8 protein-coding genes are annotated in these 3,910 nt (G+C 67.8%); 2 read left to right on the top strand and 6 right to left on the bottom strand.

Going from position 1 to position 3,910, the window contains the following annotated elements:
* A partial coding sequence (locus ACYVM4_RS18635; RefSeq protein WP_460669527.1) for a hypothetical protein occupies nt 1-222 on the top strand: 222 nt, incomplete at its 5' end.
* Between the two features lie 117 nt (nt 223-339).
* On the opposite strand, the gene ACYVM4_RS18630 is transcribed toward ACYVM4_RS18635, so the two are convergent.
* Entirely contained in the window at nt 340-567 is a 228-nt protein-coding gene (locus ACYVM4_RS18630; protein WP_460669526.1) for a hypothetical protein, read from the bottom strand.
* Between the two features lie 71 nt (nt 568-638).
* A complete protein-coding gene (locus ACYVM4_RS18625; protein WP_460669525.1) occupies nt 639-1,013 on the bottom strand; it encodes a hypothetical protein in 375 nt (124 codons plus the stop codon).
* A gap of 231 nt (nt 1,014-1,244) precedes the next feature.
* Here ACYVM4_RS18625 and ACYVM4_RS18620 point away from each other — a divergent pair, with 231 nt between their 5' ends.
* Nucleotides 1,245-1,829 (top strand): hypothetical protein, encoded by a 585-nt coding sequence (locus tag ACYVM4_RS18620; protein ID WP_460669524.1) that lies wholly within the window; start codon nt 1,245-1,247, stop codon nt 1,827-1,829.
* Between the two features lie 150 nt (nt 1,830-1,979).
* Here the strand turns inward: ACYVM4_RS18620 and ACYVM4_RS18615 are convergent, their stop codons facing one another.
* The 4 genes from ACYVM4_RS18615 to ACYVM4_RS18600 form a co-directional block, all read right to left on the bottom strand.
* Nucleotides 1,980-2,255 carry a hypothetical protein gene (locus tag ACYVM4_RS18615; RefSeq protein ID WP_460669523.1) on the bottom strand — a complete coding sequence of 92 codons (276 nt, stop codon included), beginning with the start codon at nt 2,253-2,255 and terminating at the stop codon, nt 1,980-1,982.
* 69 nt (nt 2,256-2,324) lie between these two features.
* Nucleotides 2,325-3,044 carry a GAF and ANTAR domain-containing protein gene (locus tag ACYVM4_RS18610; RefSeq protein WP_460669522.1) on the bottom strand — a complete coding sequence of 240 codons (720 nt, stop codon included), beginning with the start codon at nt 3,042-3,044 and terminating at the stop codon, nt 2,325-2,327.
* Nucleotides 3,045-3,239: 195 nt separating this feature from the next.
* Nucleotides 3,240-3,578: a hypothetical protein gene (locus tag ACYVM4_RS18605; protein WP_460669521.1), complete on the bottom strand. Its 339-nt coding sequence runs from the start codon at nt 3,576-3,578 to the stop codon at nt 3,240-3,242.
* Between the two features lie 12 nt (nt 3,579-3,590).
* Nucleotides 3,591-3,910 (bottom strand): ANTAR domain-containing protein (locus ACYVM4_RS18600; protein ID WP_460669520.1); only part of this gene is annotated, 320 nt, incomplete at its 5' end.

Raw genomic sequence — 3,910 nt, 5'->3', positions numbered from 1 at the left:
CGCACCCGTCCCGAGCACACCCTGGCTCTGGCCGAGCTCGCCGCCCGCGCCAGCACGGCCAAGGCCCGGGTTCGCCTCGCGTTGGCCGAGCTGGACGCCCACGGTTATCTCACCCGGTTGGCACACATCGCTCCGCACCTGAGCGCAGCACTGCCCCCACATACTCGCTGCACCCCGGCAACGGACCCTACGGATGAACCCGCCGGGGCAGAGACCGCCTGAACCTCCTCGCCCATGGTCCGGTCTCTGTGCAACGAACCCACGCCGGACCCGGTGGGGGCTGATGCAGGGAGGGTTCCTGTCTCGATAGCTGCGGTTCTCGGTTCAGGCAGGGCGGAGCTACTGCCTGCGCTGGAGCCCGACCAGCACGATGAGAAGCGTCCACAGGAATCCCCCGACGAACATGGCAAGCCCGATCGCGAACAGCGCTCCGGCGCCGATGTTGGCCCCGCCTTCGCAACACGAGGCGACGCTCCAGATCCAGGCGCCGGCTCCGATGACGGCGCTTAGGGTGATCACGAGCAACGGGAGGCGTAGAAATCTCCGGGCTTGCGCAGAGAGCTTCATCGGCTGTCCTTTGTCGAAGGGGACTGCAGTGTTGCACCGAGGGGCCTGCGCGTGCGCTCGAGACTTCGGTTCTAGGGCCTGTCCTGCGATCCGGTGGACTCGTTCTGGGTTTGATCTGTCCGGTGCTTTTGGCGGTCCTGCCAATAGATGTATGTGGCCATAGCGATGCCGACGGCCCAGCCGACAAAAGAAAAGTCGTAGCCCCGGCCGAGAAGCCCCATCAGCATGGCCAAGAGCCAGACGATGCCTGTCATCAGCCCCCACGTGGCAACCAACCAGCCCCAGCGGATCTTCACCGCCAGAGCGAGACCCGTGCCTGTCAGCACGGCGGCGATGACGGCAGCCCACCCGAGCGATAACCCTTGGAACAGCTGCACTAGGCCCGCAATGAGGAAGACGGCGGCTCCTACGTGATAAATCCACCGCGGTATCGTCTTGCGTGACATGCCTGGGCTCCCCGTCTCGTTCTGGTGTGGGCATCGTCGCACGCACGTCATCGCGTGCGCTTTCCCCTTTTGTGCGCCACCGCCCGTCTCGCGCCCCAGACGTGCTGGCGTTGCATCAGGGGTGAGACATGGCCCTATTTGAGGTAGCGGAACCCATATGGTCAGGGCATGGCCAAACTTCCCCCCAAGCCTCCCCGTTGGCGCCGGCAAGCACTTCTGATAGCAGGCACCGTGATCTTCTTCGTCGGCCTGGTGGGGTCGTGGCACTGGCTGATGCCCGCTCTGCTGGCGGACGGGACGGTCAACGCCAACACGTGGGTCGGGTTCGTCGGCAACATCATTGCTGCCCTGCTGGGTGGCCTCGCGGCGGTGGCCGTGCTGCGCTTGACCCTGCGTCACGAGCGGACCAAGGCTCAGGCCGAGGAGCAGCGTCAGGTTGTGGAGCGCCGGTTGGATTTGGCCGATGAGCTCGGCGACCTCGTGGGGACGCTGAACGTCGGAGGCGGGCTCAGCATCCCGGAGATCACCGTGAAGTCCTTGCAGGCCAGTCGCCTGGTGCGCAAGATCGACCGCACCTGGGTGGATCAGCACGAGGGACGGCACATTTCCATCCCTCTTTTCAACGCCACCACGGCCTTCAGGGAGGTCGTAGACGATGGCCTGTTCGACCCGGCACGAAAGTGGCTGGGGGAGGAGCTATTTCCGGCCATCGAATCCCTCACCGGCGCGATGGCCCACCGAGATATTTCTCTGGTCTCAGCCAATGCCCAGCGCCTCTTGGAAGTCGTTGAGACCAGGCCGAAGCGGCCGGCGTAGCGATTACGGGCACAGAGATCGCCGCGCTAAGTGGCGTCGAGTAGAGGTCCATGCCGTGAGGGTCATGGCGGAAAATCTGTCGGGCCGTCAGAAGATTCTTGATACCGCGTCAGATCTCTGCCGCTTTACATATGGCCCGGTTACCGGCCACTAAACAGGACGAGCCGGGTCGGTGAGTTCCGTGGAATAGGGGGCCCGGGGCGGGGGGAGTTGGTCGATGAGGGTGTTGGCGGCGTGGGCCAGCAGATCCCGGTGGAAGGGCGGTAGCCGCAGGCAGTGGTGGAGGTAGGCCTGGATCTCCATTTCGCCGGTTTCTCCACCGAAACGGAAGGACTGCAACCACAACTCGTGCACCTTGATCCCGGTCCGGTGCAAGGCCGCACCCAGGGCGCGGGCCTGCTCCCGGCCCACAGCGATGTCGTCCATGCCCGTCCTTCTGCCGCGGTGCTGTGATGATCCTGGAATGACCCCATGTTCGGGGTGGGGCCGTGAGTGCTACGGGGCGGGGTCGGTGGCGCGGTCCAGCAGGTGGCGGGCGATCTCGAGCAGGGAACGGTTCTCGGTGCGGGCGGTATCCAGCATCAGGCGGCGGGCCTCACCCTGAGGCAGGTGCCGGTGTGCCATGAGCATGCCGGTGGCCACGTCGATGGTCTGCCGGTCGGTGAGGGTCTCCTGCAGGGCCGCGCTGAGCCGGTGCGGGGCTTCAGGGCTCTGCCCGGCACCGATCAGGGTCGCCGCGGCCCCGGCCAGCAGGCTCAGCATCGTCTCGTCGGCGTCGGTGAAGGCGCCCGCGGTGGTGGCGTAGACCTTCATCGCCCCCACCGTTTCCCCGCGGAAGACCATCGGGGCGCTGAGCACCGAGCGCACCCCCAGGGGTTGGACGGCCGCCGACCACCCGGGCCACCGGGTGTCGGTGGCAGTGTCATCGAGGCGTTGGGGGGCGGTGGTGGCCCAGGCGGACAGGCACGGGCCTTCCCCGAGTTCGTACTGGGCGGCGTCGGCGGTCTCCACCACCCGGTCGGTGGCTCCGGTGGAGATCCGGGTGCCGGCCGGGTCCAGCACGGACACCCCGGCCCCGGCCGCGGAGGTGATGAGGTCGCGGGCGACCTGGGCCAGCTGGTGCACCGCGTCGGCGGCGGCTTCCCGGCTCAGCAGCATGCCTTGGATGCGGGCGAAGACCGCGGTGAGTTCGAGAACGGGGCTCTGGGCTGTCATGGTGGTGCTCACAAACCTGGGGGATCCGGCCGGAGATCACTCCGGCGCACACGGGGCCCGGTCGGTGAGTGCCTCTCTGCCTCAGCTTCAGCCCTGGGTTCTCAGCCTACGCCGCTGTGATCGGCCGGGAGTCGTTTCAGGGCCCCGGATTCTCCGGCACGCCTGGTGGGACGGGGGACGGGGGACGGTCCACGGTCAGGGCTTCTCCTCGCCGCGGTGCTGCGGGCCCGCAGGCGGGTGCTGCTCGTCTTCGGTGGCGTAGGCGCGGCCGTCGGGGGTGGAGTAGTCGGCGGTGAACGGGATGAGCGGGACCCGACGCCGGTCGGTCAGCTCACCGAGGGCGTGGGCGAGCAGGTCGCGTTGCAGGCCCGGCAGGGTCAGGGCGTGGTGCAGGTAGGCCTCGACCTCCATCTGGTCCACGGTGCCGCCGAGGCTGAAGTAGTGCATCCACAACGTGTCCAGCTTCAGTTCCGCAGTTTGCAGGCCCGCGCGCAGGCGCCGGGCCTGGTCGGCGCCGATGGTCTCATCGTCCATGGCGGGGCCCGTTCACAGCCGCGGGTCATCGGCCCGGTGCGTCAGACGCACGGCGAGATCCAGTACGGGCACCTGTTGCTGGCGGGCGGCGGCCAGCAACCGGGTGTGGGCCGCTTTGGCGTCGAGGTCGTGGCGTTCCATCAGCATCCCCACAGCCGCCTGGACCTGTTGCCGCTCCACCAGCACACCTGGCAGTTCGGCACTGAGCCTTTGAGCCGCCCCGGTGCCCTGGGCGGCCCCCAGCAGGGTGGCGGCCGCGACCGCGAGCATGCCCAGCAGGTGCTCCTCGTGGTCGGTGAACGCGTGCGGCTCGGCGGCGTAGACCTTCATCG

Source organism: Kocuria himachalensis (assembly GCF_054784195.1).
This window is presented reverse-complemented; position numbering and strand designations above follow the sequence as displayed.